The sequence below is a fragment of the Paraglaciecola sp. T6c genome, assembly GCF_000014225.1.
In the GTDB taxonomy this organism is placed as follows: domain Bacteria; phylum Pseudomonadota; class Gammaproteobacteria; order Enterobacterales; family Alteromonadaceae; genus Paraglaciecola; species Paraglaciecola atlantica_A.
The window spans coordinates 1262277-1286660 of record NC_008228.1 but is presented as its reverse complement, the minus strand read 5'-3'; the positions used below and the strand labels follow the sequence as shown (position 1 = coordinate 1286660).

General features: G+C 44.7%; 17 protein-coding genes. 3 read left to right on the top strand and 14 right to left on the bottom strand.

Annotation, left to right across the window (positions count from 1 at the left end):
• Together PATL_RS05475 and PATL_RS05470 are read right to left on the bottom strand one after the other, a co-directional pair.
• A complete protein-coding gene (locus tag PATL_RS05475; RefSeq protein WP_011573933.1) occupies window positions 1-537 on the bottom strand; it encodes a polysaccharide biosynthesis/export family protein in 537 nt (178 codons plus the stop codon).
• Between the two features lie 23 nt (window positions 538-560).
• A complete protein-coding gene (locus tag PATL_RS05470) occupies window positions 561-1745 on the bottom strand; it encodes an outer membrane beta-barrel protein (RefSeq protein ID WP_041713400.1) in 1185 nt (394 codons plus the stop codon).
• An 880-nt stretch (window positions 1746-2625) separates the two neighbouring features.
• Here PATL_RS05470 and PATL_RS05465 point away from each other — a divergent pair.
• A complete protein-coding gene (locus PATL_RS05465) occupies window positions 2626-4035 on the top strand; it encodes an undecaprenyl-phosphate glucose phosphotransferase (RefSeq protein ID WP_011573931.1) in 1410 nt (469 codons plus the stop codon).
• 146 nt (window positions 4036-4181) lie between these two features.
• Here the strand turns inward: PATL_RS05465 and PATL_RS05460 are convergent, their stop codons facing one another.
• The 10 genes from PATL_RS05460 to PATL_RS05415 all read right to left on the bottom strand — a co-directional run bounded on the left by PATL_RS05460 (window position 4182) and on the right by PATL_RS05415 (window position 15736).
• Window positions 4182-6920: a glycosyl hydrolase family 8 gene (locus tag PATL_RS05460; RefSeq protein ID WP_011573930.1), complete on the bottom strand. Its 2739-nt coding sequence runs from the start codon at window positions 6918-6920 to the stop codon at window positions 4182-4184.
• Window positions 6917-7507: a hypothetical protein gene (locus PATL_RS05455; RefSeq protein WP_011573929.1), complete on the bottom strand. Its 591-nt coding sequence runs from the start codon at window positions 7505-7507 to the stop codon at window positions 6917-6919. The genes PATL_RS05460 and PATL_RS05455 overlap by 4 nt, the downstream gene beginning before the upstream one ends.
• 502 nt (window positions 7508-8009) lie before the next feature.
• On the bottom strand, window positions 8010-9617 hold the full coding sequence (gene ahpF, locus PATL_RS05450; RefSeq protein ID WP_011573928.1) for an alkyl hydroperoxide reductase subunit F: 1608 nt from the start codon (window positions 9615-9617) through the stop codon (window positions 8010-8012).
• A gap of 119 nt (window positions 9618-9736) precedes the next feature.
• Complete coding sequence (gene ahpC / locus PATL_RS05445; protein ID WP_011573927.1) at window positions 9737-10306, bottom strand: alkyl hydroperoxide reductase subunit C; 570 nt, start codon at window positions 10304-10306, stop codon at window positions 9737-9739.
• A gap of 304 nt (window positions 10307-10610) precedes the next feature.
• A complete protein-coding gene (locus PATL_RS05440; protein ID WP_011573926.1) occupies window positions 10611-11954 on the bottom strand; it encodes a tetratricopeptide repeat protein in 1344 nt (447 codons plus the stop codon).
• A gap of 11 nt (window positions 11955-11965) precedes the next feature.
• A complete protein-coding gene (locus PATL_RS05435) occupies window positions 11966-12574 on the bottom strand; it encodes an energy transducer TonB (RefSeq protein WP_006991294.1) in 609 nt (202 codons plus the stop codon).
• A gap of 3 nt (window positions 12575-12577) precedes the next feature.
• Window positions 12578-12985 carry an ExbD/TolR family protein gene (locus PATL_RS05430; RefSeq protein WP_006991295.1) on the bottom strand — a complete coding sequence of 136 codons (408 nt, stop codon included), beginning with the start codon at window positions 12983-12985 and terminating at the stop codon, window positions 12578-12580.
• A 30-nt stretch (window positions 12986-13015) separates the two neighbouring features.
• Window positions 13016-13537: a MotA/TolQ/ExbB proton channel family protein gene (locus PATL_RS05425; protein ID WP_006991296.1), complete on the bottom strand. Its 522-nt coding sequence runs from the start codon at window positions 13535-13537 to the stop codon at window positions 13016-13018.
• 11 nt (window positions 13538-13548) lie between these two features.
• Window positions 13549-14952, bottom strand: a complete 1404-nt coding sequence (locus tag PATL_RS05420; RefSeq protein WP_041713397.1) for a MotA/TolQ/ExbB proton channel family protein — start codon at window positions 14950-14952, stop codon at window positions 13549-13551.
• Window positions 14953-14965: 13 nt separating this feature from the next.
• Window positions 14966-15736: a DUF3450 domain-containing protein gene (locus PATL_RS05415; protein WP_011573924.1), complete on the bottom strand. Its 771-nt coding sequence runs from the start codon at window positions 15734-15736 to the stop codon at window positions 14966-14968.
• A 525-nt stretch (window positions 15737-16261) separates the two neighbouring features.
• On the opposite strand from PATL_RS05415, the gene PATL_RS05410 reads away from it, so the two are divergent.
• On the top strand, window positions 16262-18595 hold the full coding sequence (locus PATL_RS05410) for a TonB-dependent receptor (protein ID WP_011573923.1): 2334 nt from the start codon (window positions 16262-16264) through the stop codon (window positions 18593-18595).
• 93 nt (window positions 18596-18688) lie between these two features.
• Here PATL_RS05410 and PATL_RS05405 read toward each other — a convergent pair whose 3' ends face one another.
• Entirely contained in the window at window positions 18689-20590 is a 1902-nt protein-coding gene (locus tag PATL_RS05405; RefSeq protein WP_049765935.1) for a cytochrome c/FTR1 family iron permease, read from the bottom strand.
• A 320-nt stretch (window positions 20591-20910) separates the two neighbouring features.
• On the opposite strand from PATL_RS05405, the gene PATL_RS05400 reads away from it, so the two are divergent.
• Window positions 20911-21618: an alpha/beta fold hydrolase gene (locus PATL_RS05400; RefSeq protein WP_011573921.1), complete on the top strand. Its 708-nt coding sequence runs from the start codon at window positions 20911-20913 to the stop codon at window positions 21616-21618.
• Window positions 21619-21672: 54 nt separating this feature from the next.
• Here PATL_RS05400 and PATL_RS05395 read toward each other — a convergent pair whose 3' ends face one another.
• Window positions 21673-24339 carry a TonB-dependent receptor domain-containing protein gene (locus tag PATL_RS05395; RefSeq protein WP_011573920.1) on the bottom strand — a complete coding sequence of 889 codons (2667 nt, stop codon included), beginning with the start codon at window positions 24337-24339 and terminating at the stop codon, window positions 21673-21675.
• Between the last annotated feature and the right edge of the window lie 45 nt (window positions 24340-24384).

Below are 24384 nucleotides of genomic sequence, written 5' to 3'. Positions count from 1 at the left end.
TTAAAAGAAGCTTTGCTGAACGGTAACTATATCACCGGGTAAAACCACATCATTCGAATCTGCATTTAATTGCTCCGATTCTCCTGATTCATTGTCTCGGCGGATGAATATTTTGGTTTTAGACGCCCTTTCAGTGTAACCACCTGCTAACGCAGCGGCTTTATTGACTGACAGTCCGGGTTGATACGGATAACCACCTGGTCGCTTAACTTCACCGTCGATAAAGAAAGGGCGATATTCAATAACGGTTACCGACACAGAAGGCTCAACCAAATAATCACCCTTCAGTCCCGAATATAACTTTGCCTCTAGCTCAGTCCCCGTCAATCCAATCACTCTTAAATCACCTAAAAATGGGTAGTTAATCACTCCGTGATTAGGCAACTTAGTGGTCAACGATAAATCCTGTTGACCGAAAACGGTGATTTTAATCACATCACCAGAGCCGAGCTTATATTGACTTAAACTGGCATCTAAAGACCAGGCAGCAGTGCTAAAAAGCATAAGCCATAGCCAAAAAACGGATTTTGCTTTCATTTTCACTCCAAATAAAACAAAGACTACAAGGTTGCTCTTGCCGTTAAGCGAAAAATATTTTGATCGTAATCGATTATATCTCGATTACTGTCTCGCTCACTATAGGTATATCCCAAATTGAAGGTCAACCAACGTTGAAATTCGTATATGACAGCAAAATTCCAGTCTGTAACGTCATCAGTTCGGCCACTGCCTTCGTAATCATCGGTGCCAACAGACACACCAGCTTGCGTTCGAAGTCTTTGTAGCCACTCATGTCGCCATTGAAGAGACACATCTTTACTGCGAATAAAGTTACCGTCGCCATTGGTTTCACGTGCCGAATTGTCAGTATCCAAAATAAAGGTAGCGCGCTCTAAGGGCTCCCATATAACGCCAGCTTCCCAGGTTGTACCAGAGAAGTTCTCACGGCCTGAAGCATCAAAATCTTTATCTTGGTAACCGATCTTAGCGAAGCCTGAAGTGGATGCCGTAGATTGCCACTGTGCACCAATTAAATAACTCGTTTCAATACTGTCTAAAGAATTTGCGTCTGACGTTGCAAAATCGTATTCAACGTCGGTTATTGACGTTTCAAACAGTAAATCCGTAGCGGCACCAATGTTATAATAGAATGTCCCCGCTACCGTACTTTTGGTTCGGTCGCGGATTAAATACTCTGTTGTACCCAGTTTGTAATCAAGATCTCGGTAGTTAACATTCAAATCCAATCTTGCCTTAGCACTCAGAGCACCATAAGAATAGGTGAAATCCGCCTCACTTTCTCTGAACTCATCTGGTGAATTTAATTCGTTGCCATTTCCTAACGAGAAGGCTTCACCCCGGTCATCGTGGCCATCTTCGAAATTGACTCCGGCTTTGATCCTATTACGGCTATTTAACTCATAATCCAATGATGCAAATAATAAATGGTCAGTGTAATCATCCGCGGAACTGGAGAAGTAATCACCTCGAGAAAGCTGATAACCTAAACGCAAACTATTTAGGCCGAAGTCGTTTACTAGCGTGAACCTTGGGGTGACGGTGCTAAACCAACTGTCTATTCCTTCCTCATTAGAGCGAGTGACGTTGTCGTTAAAACCAACCGTTGTTGTCAGTGTTGGTACTAATTCGAATGCACCAAGGTCAATCCCGACCTCCTCTTGGGCAAATGACGACGAACACACACATGCCATTCCTATGGCGCTTGCTAATTTAGTCTTACTCATTCAATCATCTCTGTCTTAAAGTTAAAAATATGGTCTTGCTTAAACTAAGTGTATCAATTTTCTCATGAAATTAGCGTCTTGTTATCAATATATTTTGACACAAATTAACAGTAAAAAACCATCAACTACGGCTCGTAAAATCAGCGAAGTGAGATGTTAAGCGAATTTTATGCCATCAAGTAAGCATTAGAGCCACACTTCCCCCTTTCACATCGATGATATGTGGGAAATGTTAAACCAGTATAGCACCACCGATATGGCACCAAATAAAGAGTGCAATTATTACGGAAGCCTATGAAGTTTTTCACTTGATAATTGAAAAAGTGAAAATTACTACTTTCACAATAGTGCCCATGAGGCCTTTGTTAATAACAATTCGCGCTGCGCACTGAGCTGTGGAGAACTTAAACCGACACGAAAATTGCTTATTTATCATACACTTTAACGTGAGAAACCCTCAAATGCATGTGCTATGTGGGTTTCCTCTATACGTATCATTGAATTATGGTCTCATACTTGCTTATGCAATTACCAATTAGACGGCAGAACATTACTATTTGGGTGATCTTCTGAAAATAATAAACAGAAAACCACCCGTCACTGTATAAATTACTCGCAATGTCATAAAAAAAACAAAAATATGTCGTAATTATACAACAGATTAGCGTGGTACAATATCTGTAGTCCAGAGCAGACTAACTTCTTTATCAACTCAAGATATTGAAGTTAAATGGAATTATTTAGGTTTATGGGTTTTTAGCTGTTGGAAATTAGCGACATTAAACTGTCGCAATATAAAGACCATGCTCATACTGGGGCAATTTCTTTTAAAACCGCTGTAAATTTAAATGTAGTAAATAACTTTAATGGTAGAGACATCATGCATAACAAAAGCCCCGGGGGCATAATTCAAAGTAACCAGAGTAGTTTTTCTACTCTGTATCGTTTAGTCGATATGGTTATTATTACTTTGGTGTATTTTCTTGTGTTGTTGTATCAAGGGCTAGCCATCAACACTGCTGGCTTATTGTTACTCTTTGTCAGCATCATTTCTTATATGTTGTGTGCAGAGGCTGTAGATCTCTATCGCTCTTGGCGAACGGCTTCCAATACACTAATGATAAAATGGGCCATGGTCGCTTGGGGCGTTTCCTCTCTTGTTACGACCACCTTCGCCTTTATTTTCCCCGATGCTATTGCTGCATCAAACTTCGTTATTGTAAGTTGGTTAGTCTTGTGTGCCCCGACACTGGTGAGCTGGCGCGTGGCGTTTCGCGAAATATTATTTAGGCACCGTAAAAAAGGCCACAATACGCGCAGAGCGATTGTGATTGGTGCGACGCAATCGGGATATAATCTTGCCAACCAAATAATGGAGAATGATCAACTAGGGATCATTTTCAAAGGCATGTACGATGACCGAGCTCCGGCTCGTATCCCCCATGAAATTCAGCACCAAGTGATGGGCAGCATTCAAGATGCCATTAAACTAGCCAAAGAAGGCGAGGTAGATTACATCTATATCGCCATGCCCATGAGCGCCGAGAAGCGTATCATGCAGATTTTAAACATGTGCAGTGACTCTACCGCTACTGTCTATATCATCCCTAACTTCTTTATGTATAACCTGTTGAATGCACGCTGGCAGAGTGTTGGTTCGATTCAAACTTTGAGCGTATTTGATACGCCCTTTCAAGGTGCAGGCGATATCACTAAGCGTTTAGAAGATATTGTTGTGTCGTCATTAATTTTGACGATGATCGCCATCCCCATGCTATTTATTGCCATGGCAGTGAAATTAACCTCTAAAGGCCCTGTGATTTTCAAGCAAAACCGATACGGTTTAGATGGCAAGAAAATCAAAGTGTATAAGTTTCGCTCCATGACGGTGCAAGACAACGGCGATAAAGTGCAGCAAGCGACCAAAAATGATGCACGCATTACGCCCCTTGGTGCCTTTTTACGTAAAACTTCGTTGGATGAATTGCCACAGTTTATCAACGTGTTACAAGGTCGCATGTCAGTTGTTGGGCCGCGCCCTCATGCGGTTGCGCACAATGAAGAATATCGTAAGTTGATTGAAGGCTATATGCTGCGTCATAAAGTACGCCCTGGCATCACTGGCTGGGCGCAAATCAACGGCTTTCGCGGTGAGACTGAAACCATCAACAAGATGATTAAGCGCGTAGAATATGATTTGGATTATATACACCGCTGGTCAGTGTGGATGGATATTCGAATTATACTCGCCACCGTTACCCGTGGGTTTATTAATAAAAATGCTTATTAATAGGTCATTTAGTTAAATAAAAAGCGCCGAGCAATTGCTCGGCGTTTTTGTATCTACTATGCATTAACGTTAGCTAGTTTATTCACTTTCCCATTTAACAGCCGAGTGCACCACACTTTAATTGACTCATCTTATTCAGGCGCATGTTATTCAGGCTCGTTTTCATTTGGCTTATAGATTTTAAACTCGCCTCCTGCGTGCAATAACCCAAACATATGCAGTAGCCCATCGTAATAGCGATACATTCCTGTGGGCGCGTCTTGTTGCCATAAGTAATTCAGCATTTCGGTAGAAAACGGGTTTTCGCTTATTGTGGCTCCTACCCCATTCATTGCAGTGCGACCATGACTACGGTAATCGATACCAGGCTCACGTGTTCCGTCGACCTCATACACAGCAATGAAATCACCGTACTGCTCAACTTCGCCTGCAAAAAAGGTAACTTGCTGCTCGACCAGAGACTGCAGAACAGGTGATTGACTTACCCAGTGATAATCCATGGCCATATTGCCCATCACTCGAAATGAATCGTAGGCACTTTTGTGACTATCAGGGTTAAAGCTAGTCGTCTGGGGCTCACCTTCGTGATTAGCATAGTCACTGAATAGGCCCGTAACTGGATGAGCTGATTTCGCCAAATACTGACGACTGATGGCAGCGGTCTCGTGCCAATAATCGTTGTTTTCATCCGCCCACAACGCCCACATTTCGTAAAAAGCCGGTAGGTGATATGAAGGGTCGGAGAAACTCGCCACATTGGTCGTCGTCACAAATTCAACTTGTTGATAAACGGGATGCATCATAAGCCGCGTGCTGCTGTTATCAGATTTGGTGAAGATCATATCGTGGAGTATGTCATTTGCCTCTCGTTGATAATCAAAGATACCATCAGCACTCCCCCAGCGGTTATTCGCAAAAAATAGTGCCATTGCAAAATACTCTTCGCCGTCTGGTGCAGGGTTGGTATCAATCGCATTATAAGGAGCATTGGCACTGAGTCGCCACGCGAAAAAGTCTTTGCTATTGCCGGACGTATTTTGCATTTTAGCTTTAGTAAATCGCCACAGCTTGTTGAAGGTTTCTTGGTCGTCCATCATCACAGAGATCATCATGCCGTAAGACATGCCCTCAGAGCGAATATCGTTTGAATCAATCGCCTTGATGAACGCCATGTCATCACCCACACCATACAGCACTGTGGTATCAGATAGTTCAGGTGCCGGCTCACTAGGCGCTTGCCCCGCGACGAGGACATTGTCTATTTGGATATCACCGGTCAGTTCGGGCAGTTTACCATTTGCCAAAAACTGCACACCTATGCCCCGCAGTTGGCTAAAATCAAAACTGTCACTGATATAGCCAAATTCAGTGGCAGCGCTAACATCGCTAAAACTGAGGGTGATAAATTCATCTTTAGGGAATCCATCTACCTTGATGTAGCCCAAAAAGGCCGGTTGATAATTGGCATCTTCTAGCACGAGTTGCACGACTAAGTTGCCGTCTACTACGTAATTAGCGGGTATCTTTACGTCGAAACTGATATCGCGCCCGTCCGTGATGTCAACCGCGGCGAACTGTTGGTATTTAACGGTAAATACGTCACTATCACTGAGCCAATTCGGGCTAATTAATAACACATTATTACTTTGGCCATCGCCGCCTATCACATTGCCCACTGTCAGCGCTGGCTCAATAGCACTCCCATTGTTCGCGCCCGCATTCCACTGTGCAATACCATGGTCGAATGAATCTAAGAAACTAGGGCTGTTATCTGTTTCTGAGCCACCAACTGGTTGGTAAACGCTTACTTCTGAAACGGTGATATCCCCACCAATATCGGCACTTTTTCCATTTGCTAAAAACTGAAACCCTAAGGTGCTGATTTGGCTAAAGTCGAACCCTTCAGATAAGTAACCGAAATTCGTATCAGGCCCTAAATCTTTGACTAAAATGGTGCTTTCATCAGGTTGGGTTAATGTACGATACGCAAAAAAGCCTATTCCGCCAGATGAGTCTTGAATAAAGAGCTGCGCCGCCATAGCACCGTCATCAGCGTAGGCTTGATCAACAGCCATTTTGTATTCAACATCAACGCCCTGCGTTGCATCAATGGGCTCAAACGAGCTTGAAAGAACCGCGAGCGCGTCACCGCCGCTTTGCCAATTTGGCGTGATAATTAAAGCTCCCCCGTGTTGAGAAAGTGTCGCCCCAACCTGCGAACCGTTATCCGCATGCCACTGCCAGTTATCAATACTGTCATCAAAACCTGCATGGTAAATTCGTTCTCCTTTACTGGGCTGCGGTAGAGCTTGGTCGGGCACCAATTCGAACAATTGCTGATAGGTGGCATCAATTTTTGCGGTGACTTGTTCTTGGGTTGCTAAGCCACGCTCAACAAAGAAATTTTTATATTCACCCGTGTGATAAGCAGCGTTCGGCGAAAAGTCATCGCTAATGGCATTGCCGCTTTGCTGGTAGTCGATAACCCAACTTAAGTCCTGCTCATTGAATCGTGCTCGGCGGTTTTGGACTAGTACGAACGGCTCTGTTAGCTCAAGCACGCTGTTCGCGGGTATTTCTATAAGACTGACACCAGAAGATTCTATTCGTGAATGAGGGTTACTCGAAGTCACGTCTATTTGTACATCTTGAACGCGCTCGGCGTCATTTTTAACGAACACCGAAAACTCGTACCGGTAATCACTTCGCCCTATCCGCGTTTTGTTTGTTAGCGTTAAGTGATCAATGCTCACTTCAGCATATGACGGCATACTGAAAGATGTTAAGAGCAGAGTTCCTAGTGCTAATGCGACGCTCTTGCTCAAAGAAACCGTTTTCCCGCTGGGGGCACTGCTCACTGTATTGCTGACTGATAAAGTGCTCATGCTGTCACTCCTTCGCCCACGCGATGATGATTTCCACCTAGGTTCCCTGCAAAATGTGATTTACCTTGGCGTCTTATAAAACGGCCCATTACACAAACTAACGCGATGAAGAATAATGCACTCATTGGCGCACTAACGGCTCGCGTTGTGCTTAGTTGATACTCACCTTCGCTTGTTATATCGAAAGAGTTGGCGTCATACGTTTCGAAGCGCTGTGTGGTGCTGATTAACTCTGCGTTATTGGTCCAATCGAACACAACCGATAGCCCGGTTAATGTTTCCCCTGCCTGTAACGGGCTAGCTAATGCTAAGGCATCGACGAATCCGTCTTCTTCTAGGCCAAATATGCTTTGTGCCGGCGCAACAAATACGTCCCAATCAGCAGGGCTAAAAAGCAACCCTATGTTGTCGAACACACCATATTGAAAATATACAGTGAGCCCATCGATGGCATTTTGGCTATCATTAAAAAATTGATAGTCAGCTTGATATTGCTGTTCGCCTAGTTTGGTTACATCAGAATTAATGATGAGTGCATGGGCGTTTAAACAACTAAATAATAAGGTCAGTATCAGTAGTTTCTTCATCGGCTTCCTCTTATGCTCTATATGTGTTTTGTGTCACCGTATTAGGTATCAGTGTGCTGGTGATGCCTAACGGCGTTGTGTACGTATGAGTATTGCGCGTAAAGCGGTGCTGAAAATGCTGGTCTACTTACTCAAGCAAACATTCGCCTCGCCTTATGGTCATAAAGACTACACAAAGAAACTGTTGCTATTAACATAAACTTTACATTTAGAAATATTTCATAAGACGTAAGTAAGACTGCGTAAAAATCGAGCGAGGTAAAGCTGAGGAAAATACCGAACAGAGCACCGAAACGTGCCGAAAAAGTGCTCAAGGAGCGAACTAACGATAGACGTAGAGAAGTACGCAGAGGGAATTTGCTAACGTAAAAAAGCCGAGACATATCTCAGATATGCTCGGCAAAGGGTGTCACACAATGAACTTGGTGCGAGGTAAGGTGCTAGGTGTTAGGTATTAGGTGTTAGCGCTTTGAGTTGTAAACTTACATCTTACGTTCACCGTTCAAGCTGCCTTTTCACCGATGTTACTTTCAACTGACGGGGTATTTTCGTCAGCCGGCGCTCTAAGTAAGTAATCAAACGCACCGAGTGCAGCATTTGCTCCATCACCCATGGCGATGATAATTTGCTTGTAAGGCGAAGTCGTTACATCACCTGCGGCAAATACACCTTCAATCGAGGTTTCACCACGTTGGCCTACTTCTATTTCACCTCGAGCAGTTAAGGCAATATCACCTTTTAACCATTCGGTGTTCGGCACCAAACCAATTTGCACAAAAATGCCAGCCAATTCGACTTGATGACTTTCTTGGCTGGCTCGGTCTTGATAGGCTAGACCGGTAACACGTTTGCCATCGCCTTGCACTTCTGTCGTCATAGCATTTAAGATAATGTCGATATTGTTAGCCGCTTTTGCTTTGCGCTGAAGTACTTCATCAGCACGCAACTTGCTATCAAATTCGAGTACGGTGACATGTTCAACGATATTGGCTAAATCAAGAGCCGCTTCGATACCTGAATTACCGCCACCAATCACCGCGACGCGTTTGCCTTTAAATAGCGGCCCATCACAGTGTGGGCAATAAGCAACGCCTGCCCCGCGGTATTGTTGCTCGCCTGGCACGTTCATTTCACGCCATCTTGCTCCGGTGGCTAACATCACTGTTTTACTGGATAACAATGCGCCATTCTCAAGCTCGATATTGAGCAAGCCGTCTTTTGTTAACTTCACGGCTTTATTATTCGTCATGATGTCCACATCATAATCTTTCACGTGTTGCTCAAGGCCTGACACAAGTTTAGGGCCGTCAGTCGCTTTAACCGAAATAAAGTTTTCGATAGCCATGGTGTCAGTCACTTGCCCACCAAACTTTTCGGCCACAATACCAGTACGAATGCCTTTTCTTGCTGCGTAAATCGCAGCGGCTGCACCCGCTGGACCGCCGCCTACAATGAGCATGTCATAAGGTGCTTTGTCATTGAGTGACTGGGCTTGCTTGGCATCTGCCTGAGGGTCAATTTTGCTTAAAATTTTCTCTATGGTCACTGCCCCTTGGGTAAACAGCTCGCCATTTAAATACACGCTTGGTACTGACATGATATTGCGCTGTGTCACTTCTTCTTGAAACAGTGAACCATCAATCATGGTATTAGTAATATTTGGATTGATAACAGACAACACGTTTAAGGCTTGCACTACCCCTGGGCATGTCTGACAGCTCAACGAAACGTATGTCTCAAATTGGTATGAACCAGAAAGTGACTTTATTTCAGCTACTTGCTGCTCGCTGATTTTCACCGGGTGGCCGCCACTGTTTAATAACGCGAGTATTAATGAAGTGAATTCATGGCCCATAGGTACACCAGCAAAAGTAATTGAGGTGCTATTTGTTATGGAAACCACTTCCATCGACGGTTTTCGAATGTCGCTTTTACTTTGCGCCACAACGCTGACCAACGGCGATAACGCAGCTATTTCATTCGCCAAATCTGTGAGTTCTGCGGATTTCTTAGCTTGATGTTGCTCATCAACAGCAATGCGTAACTCCACGGGTGAAGTTAAATTTTCTAAATAAGTCGCCAATTGGCCTTTTAATTTTGCGTCTAACATAGGTTACTCCAATAGACTGATGATGGGCGGTGTCTTTTTTGCCATCAATTGTTTGCTAATTGATGGTAATTGGCTGGCTTGAACACTCTAGCCAGCCCTTACTTAACGCACGCCTAGTGTTAGATTTTGCCGACTAGGTCAAGTGAAGGCGTCAATGTTTCTTCGCCTGGCTGCCATGCTGCTGGGCACACTTCGCCGTCGTGATTTGCTACATATTGTGCAGCTTGCACTTTACGCAGAAGTTCGCTTGCAGAGCGGCCGATACCTAGATCGTGAATTTCAGCAATTTTGATTTCGCCTTCAGGGTTCACTACGAAAGTGCCGCGAAGTGCTAAGCCATCTTCTTCGATCATGACACCGAAATTACGAGTAATTTTGCCCGTTGGGTCGCCGATCATCGCAAATTCAATTTTGTTGATGGTGTCTGAGCTGCTATGCCATGCTTTGTGCGTAAAATGGGTGTCAGTTGATATAGAGTAAACATCAACACCTAGTTCTTGTAATTTCGCATAATGGTCAGCTAAATCGCCTAGTTCTGTGGGGCAAACAAACGTGAAGTCTGCAGGATAAAACATGAAGATTGCCCATTTGCCTTCAATGTCCTTTTCTGACACTTCAACAAACTCGCCATTTTTGAATGCTGTTGCGTTAAACGGTAAAACTTTGGTATTGATAAGAGATTGTGTCATTGAAATATTCCTCGTTTCATTTGATTGTGGGTGACTTCGAGGAAGATAATATGATGGAGGATGATAAGTTTAAATTAATTAAAATCGATTATTGAAATCTATTTTTCAGATTAGATGTGCGGGTGAGTTTTAACGGCAGTTTTGTCACGGGAGGTTAAACGTAAAAAACCGCTCAACACTGCCTATTAAGACAACGTATGAGCGGTGAGAGGTTCTCTGCTAGCGCGAAAGACACGCTAGAATTATAGATTTTATTATACTGAGCAAAACCTAATGCTTTGTTATTTCAAAGCTTAAAACAACATTACTGAGAAAGTGAAACAGTGAGTCGGTCAGCGCTGGCTTTTTCAGTTTCTACAAACTTTGACCATTGCTGCGCCATACCCTTACTGCTATTAAATTTCTCGGCTTCGGCCAATTCATTCAATGCTTCGTTGTATTGCCCTACGTTAAAAAATGCCATGCCTTTAACTAAATGCACCGTGCCTTCGTTCCGTAAACCGCCTTTTCCTAACGCCGCCTCTGACGCTGAAATAGCTTGTTGCCACTTCTCCATGTTGAGATAAATTTGCCCTAACTGCGCGTCTAGTTCGCCATCATCAGACAAATCAGCGGCAGCCTTCATCACAGGTACCGCCTCTTCGTTTTCTTTAGCGAGCACCCAACATTGTGAAAGGAACTTCAAATTTTTAAGGTTCTTATCAAGCACGCCGCTCTCAAGGCCCTTTTCAATTAAACGAGCGCCTTTAAACGGCATTTGGTGGTAGTAATAAAGCTGCGCGAGGTTAAACATATCAGAGCCGCTTTCGATGTAGCCTTGCTGATACGCGGTTTCAAGAATGGCTAATTGCTTTTGCTCTTCGCCTAGTTCTCCGTACATGCCAGCAAGTTGCACCCAATATTTGGGCTTATCAAAATGCCTGACCAATTTCAGCAGCACGTCTTTCACGTCTTCAGATTGCTTTAGTTCGTAATACACCGCACGTTGCAATACATACCAATTTTCATCTGGAATATCGTCTTGTGCTTCAACAATCTCAATCGCTTTTTCGATATAACTCGCGGCTTTATCGTAAGACTTTTGCTGGTACATAGCCTGCGCTTTTAACACGTAGTTTTTAGCGGGTATTTCAGAGTTTGGATTAACCGAGGCATTTAACGTTTCCCAGCGCTCTAAAAAGGCCACTGTTTTGTCAAAATTGCCGCGCATCATGTGCAGTTGCGCCAAGCTAAATAAGGTGCTTAGTTCAAATGACTCTGGGATTGGCTGTTGCTCTACCACGGTTTCAAACGAGGCAATCGCTTCATCAAAGCGCTCAACGTTGTAGTAAATAAAACCATAGAAGTTATACATCATGGCCAGCTCATAGCTGTTCATTGAACTCGCTTTACCTTTCACGTTATCCAAGGCTTCAAGGGCTTCGTCAGTTTTACCTTCATCTGCCAATTTTTGCGCTCGGGAAAGTTGGTCGTACACTTTCACTCTAAGGGCTGGCGTTCTTCGGGTTTCACGTTGACTGTCTTCTTGTGCCTGAGCATTTTTCATTGCCACCGGCGTGACATTAATGCCCAGACCAATCACTGCACATAATGCCAAACCTAAAACCTGGCGTGAGAGGTTACTGCTTTTTTTATTGTTTAATTTCATCAAGCCCCCAATTAACCATCAATCTGGAAAGAAATACGGTTTTGCACACCAGCCACTTCAGCAGGTTCACCGTTGACTACCCGAGGTTTGTATTTAAATTTAAGTGCTGCATCAATTGCCGCTTGATTAAACAGATCTGCTGGCTGGGCATCTACCACAAACGGATTTTTCACCGAACCCTGCTTCGACACTGTAAATTCAACAATAACGTAGCCTTCGATACCACGAGATAACGCACGTCGAGGATAAACCGGTGCCACTTTCACAATCGGCAGATATTCCCCGTCACCCGATTCAAGTGCTAAGCCGCCATCTAACGATAAACCTTCGTTAACGTCGGCTCCAAAGTCCATTCCATTGCCCTCGGCATTCGGCGTAGGCGAATCCATCTGCGGTTGCTCCATCGCTGGAGGTGGCGCTTCTGGCTTAGGCGGCTTCTTGGGTTTACGATCTTTCTTCTGGGCGGATTCTTCTTTTTTCACCCGCACGAAATCCAGCACACTGCCCTTTGCAGGCTCAGTTAATGCGCTACCACCACTTTTGATCAGTGATTGCATCACGAAAAACAGGCTCAGCGTCACAATGGCTGACAATGCTATCGCTATGAGATATCTAAGCATGATCTAGGGCTCTTGCGCTGCAATCGAAACATCGGTAATACCGGCGGCACGAGAGGCATCCATGACCTTAATTAAGGTTTCGGTAGTCGATTTTTTATCCGCTTGGATCACCACAGTACCTTGTGGGTTTTCCGCATGCAGACGCTCAATATTCGCTTGAACTGCACGCACATCAATTTTACGTTTGTTGATCCATATTTCGCCTTTGTCACTGATGGCTATCAGAATATTGGCGCGGTCTTTCTTGACCGCTGTCGCCGCTTCAGGACGATTCACATCAATACCCGATTCTTTAACAAAAGACGCGGTGACGATAAAGAAAATCAACATGATAAATACCACATCGAGCATCGGTGTCATGTCGATTGCTGCTTCTTCTTCGTCCATCAAATTTTGAAAATGTTGTTTCATAACTGTCTCTTTTAAGGCGCAGTAGGCAGGCTACTTGCGCTCTATTGTCAATGCGTCTTCTAAATGCGTACGTTCTGATTTTGTGGTGCGGGCTAACCAAGTTGAGGCAAACACCCCGGATAACGCACCGACCATACCGGCCATGGTAGGAATGGTCGCTTTTGATACACCAGAGGCCATCGAGCGCGCACTACCTGAACCAGAAATAGCCATAACATCAAACACTTCTATCATGCCGGTTACCGTTCCCATTAAGCCCAATAGAGGGCACAAGGCAACTAGAGCCTGAATAATCGGAATGCCCGCGCCCAAGCGCAGGCTAACGCGAGAAATCATCGCTTGACGTATTTGTTCTGCGTTCCATGAGCGTCTGTCTTTACGTGCTTTCCAGGTGGCAATGGTTTCTTTCTTATAGGCTTTATGCCAGATGAACACGTACAACGCTCGTTCAAGGATCAGCAACCACATGACGAATATTAAAAACCCGATGACCAAGAGAACTTGACCACCTGTTTCCGTAAAATCACGTATTGCTTCGAAAAATTCCAACATAACTAATTACCTTAGGCGCTTGGAGCTGACTTTGTTTCCATGCGCTCAGCACGCTCGGCAATCACACCTGACGCTTGTTCTTGCAGAATAAAGACTACGTCTTTAGAGCGTGTGTTGAGCATCGCGTAGAGCAAGGTCATTGGGATAGCCACAACCAAACCAAGTACGGTCGTCACCAATGCGGTGGAGATACCACCCGCCATCAATTTAGGGTCACCCGTTCCGAACAAGGTAATTGCTTGGAAGGTGTTAATCATACCCGTCACCGTACCAAGTAGACCCATAAGAGGCGCTACCACAGAGATGATTTTGATGATCGTAAGGTTCCGAGACAACTTAGGTATTTCACCCAAGATAGCTTCTGTCAGGTGTAGCTCAAGCGACTCAGTATCCGCTTGTGGATATTTGTCACGCACTTGCATCACGCGACCAAGTGGGTTGTTAGAGGTAAACGTGTCAGATTTGAGCTGCTTGTTTACTTTGGTTTTAATCACAGTCAAAGTGATTAAACGCTCAAGGGCTAACAATAAACCAATTGCGCCAACGATAAGGATGATGTACCCGACTAAACCACCTTGTTCAACACGCTCTTTTAAGCTTGGTGCCTGAACCAATAATTTAAGAATTGACCCGCCAGTTGGGTCTAGACCAAACTCAACTAGCTCGCCATTTGACGCCTGAAGCGCTTCTGCACTTGCGGTATAACGACCAGCAGGCTGACGAATTAACTCGCCAAGTGAGTTAGTTGAACCTTCATAATCAAGATATTTGCCATCAGCAACCAAGGCAAACGTGCCCACGCGCACCACTTCTTTGCTGACTTTAGCGCCGCCGGCTTCAACCACGTCGGCGTTGAAACGCGTGACTTTTCCTGATTCGGTCATTTCACGTTGCATTTCAAACCAAACACGCTCAATTTCTTCTATAGAGGCAAGCTTTGAGCTTGAGCCCATGGACTGTGCCATTTCATCTAGAAACTCTGCACGATTAGGGATTTGAGCGGAGATAACAGAATTAAAGAACTTGCTCTTAGTGTCACCAGCGACTTGTTGAAGTACACCGAACAACTCTTTAAGTGAGCCTAAACGCTTAGTTAACGCATCGTTTAAATCACCTAACTTGAATTCGTTTTCTTCGAATTGCGTTTCTAAGGTTTCAGATGTGCGTAACGCGTTGTCACGGTTTTTGCCTGCATCACGTAGCATCTGATCTTGCTCAGCACGCTTAGCAACAAACTCTTTTTCACGCTGGTTGTTCTGTTGAGTCTGCTGAAACTGACCTTGCTCTAACTGCTTAAGCAGCGCATCTAAATCCAGTGCTGACTCTTTCTTCGGTAACGGATCGGCCGCCATTGCTGAAGTTGCCGTTAATGTAACAAGCAAAGTAAGTGCGATATTTTTAATTAATTGATTCATCTTCATCGTGCTCTTAATCTGTGATCGCAACAGGCAACATCAGTAGGTCTGGTGCCATTTGTTTTTTAGCCATACGCAGGCCTTTAGTAACTTGGGTGCGGTAACTAGACGGTAAGGCATCCCACTGACGAGTTTGCGCATTCCACATACCTTGCATGCTTGCGTCACGCGTTTGATATATTAAAGCGGTACGGCCAACGCGCAGAAAATCAACGTTACGCTCTTGCCCATCAATATTTTGTAAACCGGCGTAAGCTTCTAATGTGCGTCCGTAGTCCATTTCAACTTGGTAGGCTTCCATCACGCGGCGAAATTTCTCAGAGGGCGCCACATCAGCTTTGTCCATCATACTTTTTAAGCCGGCAATACGTGTTGCTCGCTCTTGGGCTAAAAAAGGCACATCAAGAGCAATGAACTGCTCGAGCCCATCAATCATGCGCATCATCAACGGCGTAATTTGACGCTCAATAACACTCACATCATCAATTGCAGCGTTTAAGTCGGCCATTTCCTGTGCTTGGTTCTCAATTTGCTTGCGCAACTGAGTGTTGTATACCTCTAGGCCTTCAGTCTCTTTATTAATGGCTTTGAATTGCTGCAACTTATTATCAATCTGATCATTGAGCTTGTTGATTTTCTGCTGTGAACTCGCTGCTGAGTTGTTGATCTTCGTCGCTTTTTCAACAGCTGGCTTCAGGTATGCATCTTCCTGGGCATTGCCAGATGCAGATAAAAGCAAACTTACACTGAGTAAGCTGGCTGATAACATAGTGGTAGACTTCATTACTCAAACCCTATTTGAAGGAAATGGTGAAACAGTGTGCTCCTCTCGGATCAGTCTATTTCATTCAGAATTTGCGCAAGGATAGGGGCTAGTCGTGGCATTTTTATGACAGCTATATGACGTATAGGTGACAGTAATATTTCAGTATTATGACAGCCTGTTATGGCGCGGTTTATGTGTGCGTGCAAAGCGCTGAATACTCAGCGTACGTGGCTCTTTTTTGCGCTCACTCAGCCTCGAAGCTGTATGTTATCGTTTTGATTGTCAGCCAAATGTGACATTTAAGTGATCCCTTAACTGCTACAATTAACGAGACTTTAAAAGGACATTTAGGCACAATACGCCCCCTTCGCTCAGCCTACTTATTTGTTCTTGTTTTATATCCGGACAACGCTTCATAAATGAACGTGTGATGTTAAAGCAATTAACGAAGCTAATTAGCAACATGGGCGATGGGAGTAACGCGATGACAAAATCGCAGAGTGACATACTGACTATAACCACACATTTACTAGCGGTGACACAATGACCAATTTTCACAAAGCAGCATTAGCCGTCTGTATCCAAGGTGCTCTATTTAGCCATACTCTTCATGCACAGGAAGTACCTGCAGCAAAAGATAAAGGGTTAGAAAAGATCACGGTTACAGCGCAAAAACGTACGCAAAGTATTCAAGAAGTGCCAATCTCAATTGCTACCTTAAACGGAGAGCGATTTGAAAGCATATTTTCAGGTGGTGACGATATTATCGCCCTAGCAGTGCGCGTTCCTGGCTTATACGCCGAATCATCCAATGGCCGTGTAGCGCCGCGTTTTTATATCCGCGGTTTAGGTAACACAGATTTTGACTTAGCAGCCTCTCAGCCAGTTTCCATCGTGATGGATGACGTGGTCAAAGAGAACGTTATTTTGAAAAGCTTCCCATTGTTTGATGTTGAGCAAGTTGAGGTTATTCGTGGCCCACAAGGTACCTTGTTTGGGCGCAACACCACTGCTGGTATAGTCAAGTTTGACTCAGTTAAACCCACAGAAGATTTCGATGCTTACGCCAAGTTAGGTGTGGGTAATTTAGGAACAGTCAATTTTGAAGCAGCTGTTGGCGGCGGACTTGCTGAAGATTTATCAGGACGCTTCTCTGTGTTATCCCAAGACCGGGATGACTGGATAGACAATGGCTTTACTGGCGAGAAAGACGCGATTGGCGGCTTTGACGAAAAAGCATGGCGCGGTCAGCTGTTATTTACCCCAAGCGAAGACTTTTCAGCGTTGTTAAACGTGCACGGCCGTGAGTTAGATGGCACCGCATCGGTCTTTCGCGCTAACGTATTTACTAAAGGCAGTAACGATTTAAATCAGAATTTCGATCGCGACACTGTCTATTACGATGGCGACATCGACGGTAATGGCACAGACAATAACCCGCAAGAATACGAAAACTATGGCGCATCTTTAAAGTTAGAGTTTGGCTTAGATGAAATGTCGTTCACGTCAATTACTGCCTATGAAGAAGCAGAAGGCTCAAGCCTTGGTGATATTGACGGCGGTGTGTATACCAATGATTTATCCACGCCGGTACCTGATGGCCTAACTTCTGCCAATTTCAACTCTGGTTTTGAAGACGTGTTAACGTTTCCTGGCGCCATAGGCTTTAGTGCTGTCACCCAAGATAACTTAGACGACTTAGAGCAATTTACGCAAGAAATTCGCTTGGCCAGCGAAACTGACGATGCCCTTAGCTGGCAAACCGGTGCGTTTTACTATGACTCGTCTTTCAACGTGACGAGCATCGATGGCTACTTTGGCGCGACCACAGTATTCCATGAAAACACCACTTGGGCTGTTTTTGGGCAAACAACTTACGAATTGAACGAGCGTTTGAATGTGACCGGTGGTGTGCGTTATACCCACGACAAAAAATCACTTCGTGTTGGAGAGCAAAACGTCGACGGCTTCGCATTAATCACTGGTGATGCCAGTGTACAAGACTACGACGACATTGATGTGGATGATGGTCAAATCAGCTGGGAGCTAAGCGCTAACTACAAAGTAAGCGATGACACCTCGGTGTTTGCTCGTTTTGCTAATGGCTTTAGAGCTCAGTCGATTCAAGGACGTGATGTGGCTTTTGAAGGTGCACCTTCAGTGGCTGACGCAGAAACCATTAACTCAATCGAGTTTGGTTTTAAGTCTGATTTGTTGGAAAACACCTTGCGCTTAAACGCTGCCACTTTCTATTACCAAATCGACGATATGCAGTTCTCTGCAATCGGTGGTGGTGCAAATAACGTAGCATTGGTAAACGCTGATAAAGGTGTGGGTTACGGTTTTGAAATCGACGCACAATACGTAGCGAACGATTACTTAACCCTTACCGCAGGTTATAGCTACAACAAAACAGAAATTAAAGATGATTCATTAACGTTACTGCCTTGTGGCACAAATGAAGCATTTGGCTCAACAGGTAACTGTACCGTACTTGACCCTCGTCCGAATGGCTTTAACGCTGTTATTGATGGAAACCCTTTCCCGCAAGCGCCAGAGACGATCTTCACGTTCACAGCACGTTATGCGGTACCTTTGGGTAATGATGGTGAATTCTTTGCGTTTACAGATTGGGCGTACCAAGGGGACACGAACCTATTCTTGTACGAATCTGTTGAGTTTCAAACAGACGGCAACGTAGAAGGCGGTTTACGCATCGGTTATGAAAACTTCGAGCATAACTATACCGTAGCCTTATTCGGTCGCAACATTACCGATGAAGAGAACGTAAAAGGTGCGGTGGATTTCAATAACCTAACGGGTATTGTGAATCAGCCGCGCATCTTTGGTATCGAAGCGAAGGTGAGCTTCTACTAAGCAAGCGACAATAAACGGTGGTCTAAATACTTAGGCCCGTTCACAAAAAAGGCAGATAATCATCTGCCTTTTTTATGCGCTCGATATTGGCCCTTATGCTGACGCTGTATCTTTGCGCGTCATCATGACGATGAACAACGCAAGTATGACACCTTGCACTAGTACCCCCTGCCATGTGGCAGAAATACCCAACCAGCTTATCGAAACATCTAGTGGAAATGCATTGATGCCAATGATCGCAGCTTCTTGCAGTGCAGAAATCCCCTTGCCCGCCAAAATAAAGGCCAATATCAACATAAAGTAAGCGCTCATAGAGAAAAAGCGGGCGATAGGTAACTTGACGGTGTACTTAAGCATCAGCCAGGTGATCAGTGCGAGTATGGCAACCGCAGCGACGAGTCCGTACCACACAAAGCTTACTTGGCTGCCATCCCCTACCGATTGAGTTAACAGTGACTGATAAAACAAAATTGTTTCGAAGACCTCTCGATAAACTGAAATAAACGCCAACCCAGTTAAGCCCCATAAGGTGCCGGTGCTTAAATGACGTTCGACGTTGTCATTGATGTATTTCTGCCACACTGATGCTTGGGTTTTGCTATGCATCCAATAACCGACGTAAAACAAAATGCCGGCGGCTAATAAGGCCGCGCCGCCTTCCATGAGTTCTCTTGATGCGCCACTGATCGTGATCAGGTTTTCAGCCGCCCACCAAGTGACGCCACCAGCAATAAGTGCTGATGCCCAGCCAAAATGTACGTAGCGGATGGCGTCTTGGCGCTGGGTTTTTATCAGTACGGTGATGAGCGCTAACACGATAAGCAGTGCTTCTAACCCTTCACGCAACAAAATGATCAACGAAGCCGAAAACATGGCGTTGTTCGATAACGTCGCTGAGTTCAGTGTGTTATCGACTTGTTCAAGCTGCTGCAATATTTGTTGTGATTCAGCGCTTACCTGTTGCTCATTATTGGGTGAGCTCAGCACATTACGGAAATTCAACAACTGCTTTTCTACCGATTTTCGTAAACCACTATCTCTGGCGTCGAGGTTATTTTCGATCAGTTCAAAACCATCTAAATAGGCACTGACGGCGAGTGTTTGTGCTTGCGCAAAATTGCCTTCGTTGTAAGCATCGACAGCGGCGATCAGGTTGTTTTTTGCTGTGGCGATAGGCGTATTGGCTTGTCCAAAAAATATCTCTGGCGAGGCGCGCCACTGCTCAACTTGCACCTGGCTAATCGCATCATTTTGCGCTGCAATTTGTACTGGATTATTGTTTATCCAGCGTTGCAGGGGCAGCGTCGGTTTAACATCTAAATCATTTCCCGCCGCACCTTTAAAGGCCAAACTGCCAGCATAAAACGCTAAAGACCAACGCTGCTGATCGTTGAGCTCGGTAAACGCGCGCATTGCGGTATCGTCCAGCCCTGCGCTGATAGCGTCGTAAAGCCCCAACAAAGAACGATTTTGTGCGCGCTCTTTTTCAGTAAAGTCTGTTGGCTGAGGGCTAAACGACTTCGCTAGTGGACCGTCGCCTTGACCGGCTGGGCCATGGCATGCAGAGCAGTTATCAACAAAGAGTTTATCTATTTCTGCTTGAGGCAACAGTTGCGCTGGCAATTTTAGCGCGGGCGACATGGCTAATAACTCTTGGCGAATTTGTAATGTCAGGCTTTGAATTTTCCCCATTGCTGACTTAGCTAAAATAGCCTGCTGCAGTGCTTGGGCATTGGCGATGACCGACGTTTTCTGTAAATCAAAGTCACTTAGCGCGGCAGTTTGTAATGCCTCCGCCTTTTGCAAAATTAGCTTGGCGAATTGTTGCATTTCAGCAAATTCGTCTTCGCTTGATACTTCACCATCGACCACGGCTTCTGAGTAATCAACACCTATGTATTCCGCCATTTGTAAAATCTGACGACTCTCTTTAACCGCATCTAGTTGAGAAGCTGATTGAGCTAAACTCGGCGCCGATTGAGTAAGGCTCAGCATGATGCAGAAACTGAACGCCAGCTCAGCAAAGAGTTGACGACGACTTTGCATAAGATGAACGAATGAAACCAAAAAGCGTTTAAAACAAATAGCAGAAGAGTACAAAACTAAAACCTTAACGTTTAAGTGTGTGAATGCGTATAGCGACATCTATACGGCATACCCAAAACAAATGAGAATAATTATTATTTTACTTTTAACCGGCCATCGAAGCAACGCTTTCAGCTTATTGCCGCAGTGCTAAAGTACTATGTCTGTTTCAGTGCGCGCGCCCTATATTCATTGCTGTCACTTAGAAAACAACAACTAAAGAGGACATCATGAATATAATAAAAGAATGTTACAGAATACGAATATTGGCGCTGTTAATGTGCTTGGCTCTGCCGTTCAATGCATTTGCCTGTAAAGACGCAGTGGTATTAGTCCATGGCAATACGGCCACACCTGCCAGTTGGGATAACACCTATGATCATCTGCTAGCTAATGGCTACAGTAGTAGCGAAATCTATAAACCGGATTGGGGTTCGAAGAACTGCGCCGCCTGCAACAACCATAGCGGCAGTGAAGAAACGCCCGTGCGCCAAGCAATACAAAGTGCTCTAGCCTCATCCTGTACAGGCAAGATTGATGTGATCGGTCATTCGATGGGAGCAACATTAGCCGCTCAGCAAATTGATAAACTTGCCATTGCCAACCGGGTAGATACCTTTGTGGGGATTGCCGGGGCATTTTTAGGCCTTAAAAGCTGCGGTTATTACCCGTTTAATGTGTGGAGCTCTACTTGTGGCTCAGCGGGATTATCCGTAGGCAGCCCATTTTTAGACAGCATTTATAATGTGCCGCTAGCTTCAAAAGTATATTCGATTAAGAGCTATATTGACCAAATTGTATGCTCAACCGGTGGCTGCACTGTCGGCGGTGTGCATAGTAGTCGTATCGTGAATGAAGACGCTACGTTCAATTACGCATTAGGACATTTTGGTTTGCAAACCGACACCGCCGTAAAACAATACGAGCTAATTCAGTGAAGTCACAGGCAAAAAAATAGCCGCTAATGCGGCTATTTTGAAAACCAAATATGATTAGAAATCGTACTTATAGCTCAACTTAACCGTTGTGCCGATAGAGCGAGTTCTAACTGAAAGGCCACTTTGTGTCACTTCTTGGTCTTCACCCAACAGATTTTTAACCGTTAATTTAACGGTAGTGTTAAAATCTGGGTAGTAAGAATACGTCGCATCTAACGAGTGAAAGGGTTGCTCAAATGAGTCGTCACGACCATTAATACCCGATGCGAGAATACGCTCACCAAAGGCGTTATACACCAAAGAGCCACTGTGGTTGCCGTTCGCAGAGTCATAGCTAAGTTGCATGTTCACAACATATTGAGAATGACCTGTCATACGTTTTTCTGTATTGGTTAAGTTACCTGCTGAAGCAGCATCAATCTGCACTTCTGAATCACTCAAGGTAATATTACCAGAGGTAAAAAAGCCATCTGATACAAAACTCAAATCATATAACCATTCAGCTTCGACACCGTATACTTCCGCGGTCTCACCGTTCGTAAAACTAGCGGTGTAACTTGAATCACCTACGTTCAACACGGTTTCAATTGGGTTAGCAATGTCTTTGTAGAAACCTGAAATAGCTAAGTTATCGCCGTCATCAAAGTACAACTCGTAACGCAAATCGAAGTTTTTCAGCGTGGTTGAGCTCAACGTGGTGCTGCCCGTAGTACGGATATCCGTTAACGGGTCGTTGTAACCTACTGGAACAACCTCTCTTAAATCAGGGCGTACTACCGTTTCTCCGTATCCGAAGCGCAGCTGGTAATCTTCGCCACCCACGTAGGTCAAACTCAAGGCTGGATAAAAATCATCATCGTTAACGGTACCGTTAAGAATATCCTCTTCGCTGTAGTAGTTATCAGAATCTTCTTTGGTAAAAATTAAGCTCGAAGACGATAAAGACACTTGTTTGAATGATTCATAGCGCAAACCACCACTTATGCGCCAAATACCTTTATAGAACACATCGAAAGCCGCATAACCGGCATCAATTTTTTGCGCCGCTAAATAGTCATCCGCTTCTGGTGCGATAGGCTCATTGAAGTTAATCAACATATTGGTGTCGATGAATTCGTCGGTCAAATAGCTGCTTAACGACAAGATATCTGACTCATTGTCATTCACAACGATTGATGAATTGGTGTTATCGAGGAAAAAGCTAGATGTGGTATACAAACGCGCTCTGTCTACGAAGTCCCAACCGCCTTTCAACTCCACTTCGAAATTCTTGAAGGTAAGAGGAAGCGTGACGTTTCCTCCCCAAGATTTCATGTTGTCTTCCATGTCAACGAACTGATAGTTAGCTCGACCTTGGGCACCATCAATGAACGAGCCAGTGTAAGCGCCGTTGTCGTAGGTGTCAGTGAATTCATAGGCCACATTCAATGGGTTGTTTGTTTCAGCGCTTGATTCGGTGTACTGCCAATCAACGCCAACGCCCATGTAATCTAAGAACGTATGCTGACCGCGAAATTGGTCAACATCTAACGTGCGCTCTTCGAAATTAAAACTATGAGTGCGGTCTGCTTCATTATCAGCGGCGATAGTAATGTTTTGACTCGGATTCTGTGAAATAGAGATTTGCGATTCATCTTCATTATCTTCGATGTAAATCTTGGTGTAGGTCAGGCTATGGGTGTCTAATTTGTAACCCACGCTGACTAAGCCGTTCAAACGCTCTTCTTCAGTCGTCATTTCTGATGACGCAACGGTATCAAAACAGGAGTTTTGTACGTCTTCTGCTGTCACCAACTGGCTAGAACAATTATCGATAGGGGTTGCACTTGTCACCGCACTGGTGCGGTCGGAATATGTCCATTTGTTGTCGTATGCAACCGACGCTAGGAATCCAATTTTTCCATCGAAAAAATCTTCATCAAAACTATTGCCAATGAACGCTTGAGCAGAATAGTTAGGGTCTAACGACTCATCTATCAGTGCTAAGTCGCGAGGCAGTGATTTCGCCAACGTTCTATTTAACACTCGAGCTTGATCCGCTGCAGATGTGTCACCTGTGACCAAATTATCTTTGTTGATAATATTCGCTAGGCTAAAGTCACCACGATAATAAGGGATGGCATCTGTGAGTGTTTGCGGGATCCCCTGCTCGTTCCGATCATAGGTATACCCATCGGAGTTATTACTGTTGGCCTCAATACCGACTTGAATGCCCGATACAAATTCTGTCGGGATGGCTTTTGTTCGAATATCAACGTTACCGCCACCGAATGCTGCTGGCATATTGGGCGAATAAGCTTTTTGTACAGATAGACTTTCAATCACGTTGGCAGGAAAGATATCTAGCGGTATGACGTTTCGGGTTAAATCAGGGCTGGGAATGCTGGCACCGTTTAAACGTGCACTTGAATATCGCTGACCAAGACCACGCACATAGATAAATTTGCCATCGACCAGCGTGAGGCCTGTTACCCGGCGCAGTGCCGACGCAGCATCACTGTCGCCAGTACGTGAAATTTGCTCAGAGCCTAATATATCCGCAACGAAGGCTTGATTTTTACGCTCTTCGATAACGGCAGCAGCGGTTCCCTGTAGTCGAGAACCCGTTGCTACAACTTCTTCCATTACCTGGCTTTCTTGCGCGACTGCGCTTACTGCACTCACCAAAAGCCCGAGTCCTACCGAGTAGGCGACTTTTTTAAGTTTGTATTGATTGCTCACCTTAAACTCCTAGCTATAAATCGAAAAATAGGCGCTCCTAGGCGC